Source organism: uncultured Boseongicola sp. (assembly GCF_937988555.1).
GTDB lineage: Bacteria > Pseudomonadota > Alphaproteobacteria > Rhodobacterales > Rhodobacteraceae > Boseongicola.
In genome coordinates, this window is sequence record NZ_CALJXO010000156.1 from 1 (window position 1) to 5,457 (window position 5,457).

At 55.7% G+C, this 5,457-nt stretch carries 6 protein-coding genes; 5 read left to right on the forward strand and 1 reads right to left on the reverse strand.

Annotation, left to right across the window (positions count from 1 at the left end):
• The coding region (locus tag Q1B15_RS08410; protein WP_299752922.1) for a TIM barrel protein at positions 1–324 on the forward strand (324 nt) is incomplete at its 5' end.
• Between the two features lie 11 nt (positions 325–335).
• Positions 336–1,469, forward strand: a complete 1,134-nt coding sequence (locus Q1B15_RS08415) for a Gfo/Idh/MocA family oxidoreductase (protein ID WP_299752925.1) — start codon at positions 336–338, stop codon at positions 1,467–1,469.
• On the opposite strand, the gene Q1B15_RS08420 is transcribed toward Q1B15_RS08415, so the two are convergent.
• The gene (locus Q1B15_RS08420; protein WP_299752928.1) at positions 1,466–2,467 is read right to left on the reverse strand and encodes a LacI family DNA-binding transcriptional regulator; all 1,002 of its coding nucleotides are present in this window, start codon (positions 2,465–2,467) and stop codon (positions 1,466–1,468) included. The two genes, Q1B15_RS08415 and Q1B15_RS08420, sit on opposite strands and share 4 nt — an antisense overlap.
• Before the next feature lie 206 nt (positions 2,468–2,673).
• Between Q1B15_RS08420 and Q1B15_RS08425 the strand changes: the two genes are divergently transcribed.
• From Q1B15_RS08425 to Q1B15_RS08435, 3 genes are all read left to right on the forward strand, one after another.
• Entirely contained in the window at positions 2,674–3,624 is a 951-nt protein-coding gene (locus Q1B15_RS08425; protein WP_299752931.1) for a sugar ABC transporter substrate-binding protein, read from the forward strand.
• Between the two features lie 69 nt (positions 3,625–3,693).
• The gene (locus Q1B15_RS08430; protein ID WP_299752934.1) at positions 3,694–4,815 is read left to right on the forward strand and encodes an ABC transporter permease; all 1,122 of its coding nucleotides are present in this window, start codon (positions 3,694–3,696) and stop codon (positions 4,813–4,815) included.
• A gap of 1 nt (position 4,816) precedes the next feature.
• The coding region (locus Q1B15_RS08435; RefSeq protein ID WP_299752938.1) for an ATP-binding cassette domain-containing protein at positions 4,817–5,457 on the forward strand (641 nt) is incomplete at its 3' end.

Below are 5,457 nucleotides of genomic sequence, written 5' to 3' on the forward strand. Positions count from 1 at the left end.
TATGCCGGTTTTGACCCTGTTGCCTTCATGGAACGCCACATCGGGCGCATCAGCTATATGCACTTTAAGGACATTGATCCTGTGGTGAAAGCCGACGTGATTGCCAAAGGCACCGGGTTCTATGACGCCTGTGGACAGGGCATTTTTTGTAATCTTGGTGACGGCGACGTTAACTTTCCGCGTGTGCGCGAAATTCTTGTCGAGAATGGCTTTGACGGATGGTGTACGGTTGAACAGGACTGTGATCCGACGCTGCCTGATACCGATGCGCTTGGCGATGCCAGGACAAACCGCGCCTATCTGCAATCCATCGGCTTTAGCTAAGGAGCCTGACTATGGCGAAACTGAAATGGGGCATGATTGGCGGCGGTGAAGGCAGTCAGATCGGACCGGCACACCGGCTTGGCGCTCAGGCAGATGGAAATTTTACCTTTTTTGCTGGTGCTTTAGATGCCGAACCCGCAAAGGGGAAAGCCTATGCTCAGTCCCTCGGGATTGAAGCTGATCGCGCATATGGAAACTGGCAGGAGATGCTGGCGGGTGAGCGAAATCGTGACGACAAGGTCGATCTGGTCACCGTAGCGACGCCAAACAACACGCACTTCGAGATTACAAAGTCCTTCCTTGAGGCGGGCTTTAATGTGCTTTGTGAAAAGCCGATGACGATGACTGTGCAAGAGGGCGAAGAGATCGTGCGTGTTGCAAAAGCGACCGGAAAGGTTTGCGCCGTCAACTATTGTTACTCGGCCTATCCCATGGTGCGGCAGATGAAAGCGATGGTCGCGGCGGGCGAGCTTGGCGCGATCCGTACGGTTGTCACCAACTTCAGCCACGGACATCACGCGGGCGGCGACGATGCAGAAAACCCACGGGTGCGCTGGCGGTATGATCCGGCGCAGGCCGGGGTCTCGGGTCAGATGGCGGATTGTGGTATCCACGCGTTGCATTTAGCCAGCTTCATCACTGGCGACGAAGTCGAAACACTGTCGGCGGACTTTGCGTCAACCGTGCAGGGACGCGTGCTGGAAGACGACGCGATGGTGAACTTCCGCACCGCGAAAGGCACAGTCGGGCGGCTTTGGACGTCGACGATTGCGCTTGGACGTCAGCATGGGTTGGACATTCAGGTGTACGGCGAGCTAGGCGGAATGCGATGGGCGTCTGAACAGCCGAACCAGATCATTTACAGCCGCCTTGGCGGACGTACCGAGATCATTGAAAAGGGTGAGGCGGGTCTGTCAGAAGATGCGCAACGCATGAGCCGCGTCGCCATTGCGCATCCCGAGGGCTTTCCCTTGGCGGTCGCGAACATCTACGTCGATCTGGCGGCGAAACTGCGCGGCGAGGGGAAGGGCAACCTTCCAACTGCTGAGGACGGACTACGGTCGATGGCGGCTGTGTTTGCGGCAGTTGATTCCGCCGCGAAGCACGGCGTCTGGGTGGATGCCCGTCCGCCGATGTTCCGCTAAGTTTTGGCGGGGCGCAGCGTGCCTCGCTCGACGATCTCGCAGGCAAAAAACCGACCCTCGGGGGGGCGCTCGGGCTTATCGAGCATCGCCACAACAAGCTCGACCGAACTGTCGATGATCTGTCGAATCGGTTGGCGGATGGTGGTCAGGTTGATGTTCTCCCAGCGCGCCATATCCATATCATTTAACCCGATGATCCCGATGTCACCCGGCACGTTCAGACCTTTATCGGCCAAAGCACTGAGTGCGCCGATCGACAGCACATCGTCGCCGCAGAAATAGGCCTCGGCGGGATCGCCGTTTAACAGGGCCAGCATCTCGGCACGGCCCGCGTCAAACGAGTATGCGGTGGCAAACGACTCGGTTGTCTCGATGCCGTTCGTGACGCTTAAAACTTCGTCAAAGCCCTTCCGGCGGTCGATTGTTGAGGTCGCTTCGCGGGGCCCGCCCATGAATCCGATCCGCTTATAGCCGCGCGCGATCAGCGTGCGCGCAGCCATCCGACCGCATTCTACGTTGTCTATTCCGACCACATTTACGCGCGGGCTAGCTGCGATGCGGCCAAAGGAATGCACCACCGGAACGCTGGCTTCCTGAAAGGCCAGCGCGAATTCAGGGGACAGTGTTGAGGAGGCTACGATGACTCCATCGACGGAATACTGGCGCAGTAATCGCAACGTGGCTTCAGGGTCGGTTTGATCCGTCAGATTGACTAAAAGCGGGCGTAGTCCGCGTTCCTGCAAGAGCCTGGTAAACAGGTCAAAGACCTGCAAGAAGAACGGGTTATGGAAGTTGTTTGAGACAAGTCCGATAAGCTTCGTGCGCCCCGTCGTCAGGGATGATGCGAGTGCGTTCGGGCTGTACCCAAGCTCGCTTGCGGCTTTTTCAACCTTGCGCCGCGTCTTGGCTGAAACTGACGCGCCCTCGGTGAACGTCCGTGACACGGCCGAGCGTGATACGCCCGCCCGCTCGGCGACATCTTTCAATGTTATCGCCATGGTAGGAAAATCTCCAATTTGGACATCTCGGTCGTTGTGCAGCGCGCGAAACGCAGCCTATCTCTACATACTGCGCGCAATTGATGCATTTTATTGTCTTCATTTGCAACCGATTGCAAAATACTGGGGATGTGTTAAATTTTGATGAAGGGGCGTACGTAAGCCGCTTTTACGCCAGACAACTGGCTAACTTGGGAGGAAAAAATATGAGATCATTTATGAAGAAGGTCGCATTTGCGACCGCTATGGCGGCGGCGCCACTGATGGCTGCATCCACAGCTTCGGCGGACGGCGAGAGATATGTTTTCGTCAGCCACGCGCCGGACTCTGACAGCTGGTGGAATACAATCAAGACTGCGCTTGGCGTTGCTGAAGGTCAATTGGGCGTAACGGTCGAGTATCGCAATCCGCCAACCGGCGATATCGGTGATATGGCCCGTATTGTTGAGCAAGCGGCGGCCTCCGGACCCGACGGTATCATCGTCAGCATTGCCGACTTCGATGCACTTTCCGGCCCGATTCGTGATGCAGTAGATCAGGGTATTCCTGTCATAACAGTGAACTCGGGCACGCACGAGCAATCCGCATCGATGGGCGCGCTGATGCACATCGGCCAGCCTGAGTATGATGCAGGTAACGCAGCCGGTATGCGCGCAGCGAAAGCGGGCGTGAAGTCCTTTCTATGTGTTAACCACTACATCACAAATGGTGCATCGGTTGAGCGTTGCCAGGGTTTTGCGGATGCAATCGGCGCCGATCTGGGCAACCAGATGATCGATTCCGGTCAAGACCCGGCTGAAATCAAGAACAAGGTTCTTGCCTATCTGTCTGCTAACCCCGATACGGGCGCTGTCCTGACGCTTGGCCCGACCTCTGCTGCTCCTACAATCAATGCGTTGAAAGAGAACGGCATGGCCGGTGACATCTATTTCGGCACATTCGACCTGAGCGCTGAAATCGCCACGGGTATCAAGGAAGACATCATTTCTTGGGCCATCGACCAGCAGCCGTTCTTCCAAGGCTACCTACCGATAGTTCTGCTGACCAACTATAACCGGTATGGTCTTTTGGTACCGCACAACATCAACTCTGGCCCTGGCTTTGTGACCAAAGACACAATTGATGCCGTTGCCGATATGGCTGGCGAGTTCCGCTAAGAACTGACCAACTACTGGGCGACCGTGCATTCGGTCGCCCATTTTCATTTGCCCCAGAGAGGTATCAAGATGTCGGAAGCTTCCGCTCCCCCCGAAGATGATGAGCGAGTCAAGGAAATATCTGGTTTCCGCAAGTCTCTTATGCGACCGGACTTGGGCGGCATTTGCGGTGCAATTCTGGTCTTTGTCTTTTTTCTGCTGACAGCATTTGACTCTGGCATGTTCTCGCCGGCAGGTGTGATGAACTGGTCGATCGTGTCGGCTCAATTCATGATCATCGCGGTTGGCGCCTGTCTCCTCATGATCGCGGGAGAGTTTGATCTTTCGGTCGGATCAATGATCGGTTTTGCTGGCATGTCGATTGCCTTGCTAACAACTAGCGCGGGCCTTCCGATGTGGATGGCAATCATCTTCACATTCATCATTTGCGTTGCCATCGGGGCGCTGAACGGGTGGTTGGTTGTCAAGACCGGACTGCCTAGCTTCATCGTAACGCTTGCATTCCTGTTTATCCTGCGCGGCGTCACAATTTTTGCGGCCATCGCGACGACCCGCAAGACCATAATCGGTGGATTGCGCGAAGAAGCTGCGGGCGACTGGCTTGCGCCGTTTTTCGGAGGCAAGGTCTTTACAGGATTGTTCCAGTGGATGGGTGAAAATGGCTGGATAGAAACCTTCAGCCGTGGCACTCGCGAAGGGCAGCCGGTTGTTGATGGCATCCCGATGCTGATTGTTTGGGCCATCGTTCTAGTCATTTTTGGTCATTTCCTCCTGACCCGCACCAAGTTCGGGAATTGGATTTTTGCCGCCGGCGGCGACGCGCAAGCCGCACGCTACACTGGTGTCCCAGTGAACCGTGTCAAAATCCTGATGTTCATGTTTACCGCGTTTTGCGCCGTAGTCTTTGCCACGTGTCAGGTGATGGAGTTCGGGTCTGCCGGGGCTGATCGAGGCCTGCTTAAAGAGTTTGAAGCGATCATTTCCGTGGTTATTGGCGGCGCATTGCTCACCGGCGGGTATGGTTCGGTTATCGGCGCGGCACTCGGTGCTCTGATCTTTGGTGTGGTCCAGCAGGGTCTGTTCTTTGCCGGGGTTGAGAGCTCTCTGTTCCGGGTTTTCCTGGGAGTTATTCTGCTGCTGGCTGTCATCTTGAATACCTATATCCGACGCGCAATTACTGGGGAGAAGTAAGATGAACACGGAACATGCACCCATCGTTCAGATGAAAAACATCGAGAAGCACTTTGGATCGGTCATCGCACTGGCCGGGGTGTCACTCGAGGTTTACCCCGGCGAATGCCATTGCCTTTTGGGCGACAACGGTGCTGGAAAGTCAACGTTCATCAAGACCATGTCGGGTGTTCACAAACCCACCAAAGGTGAGATCTTTTTCGAAGGCAAATCGATGCATTTCGAGCGGCCGCGAGATTCCATCTCAGCCGGTATCGCTACGGTTTATCAGGACCTTGCGATGATTCCGCTCATGTCGGTGTCACGCAATTTTTTCATGGGCAATGAACCTACGAGAAGGATTGGCCCGATCTCAGTCTTTGACCATGAAGTGGCGAACGAAGTGACGATGTCAGAGATGAAGAAGATGGGTATCAATCTGCGCGGCCCGGATCAGGCCGTTGGCACTTTGTCGGGCGGGGAACGCCAAACGGTGGCCATCGCGCGGGCAGTGCATTTCGGAGCCAAGGTGCTGATCCTTGATGAACCGACCTCGGCACTTGGCGTGCGGCAGACCTCTAATGTTTTGGCTACCGTTGATCGAGTACGAAAAAATGGCATCGCTGTGGTGTTCATCACCCACAATGTACGTCACGCGCTGGC

Bases quoted from the DNA above. Each gene is read 5' to 3' on its own strand.
- Q1B15_RS08425 (WP_299752931.1), top strand. From the start codon at position 2,674: ATGAGATCATTTATGAAGAAGGTCGCATTTGCGACCGCTATGGCGGCG.
- Q1B15_RS08420 (WP_299752928.1), bottom strand. From the start codon at position 2,467: ATGGCGATAACATTGAAAGATGTCGCCGAGCGGGCGGGCGTATCACGC.
- Q1B15_RS08430 (WP_299752934.1), top strand. From the start codon at position 3,694: ATGTCGGAAGCTTCCGCTCCCCCCGAAGATGATGAGCGAGTCAAGGAA.
- Q1B15_RS08415 (WP_299752925.1), top strand. From the start codon at position 336: ATGGCGAAACTGAAATGGGGCATGATTGGCGGCGGTGAAGGCAGTCAG.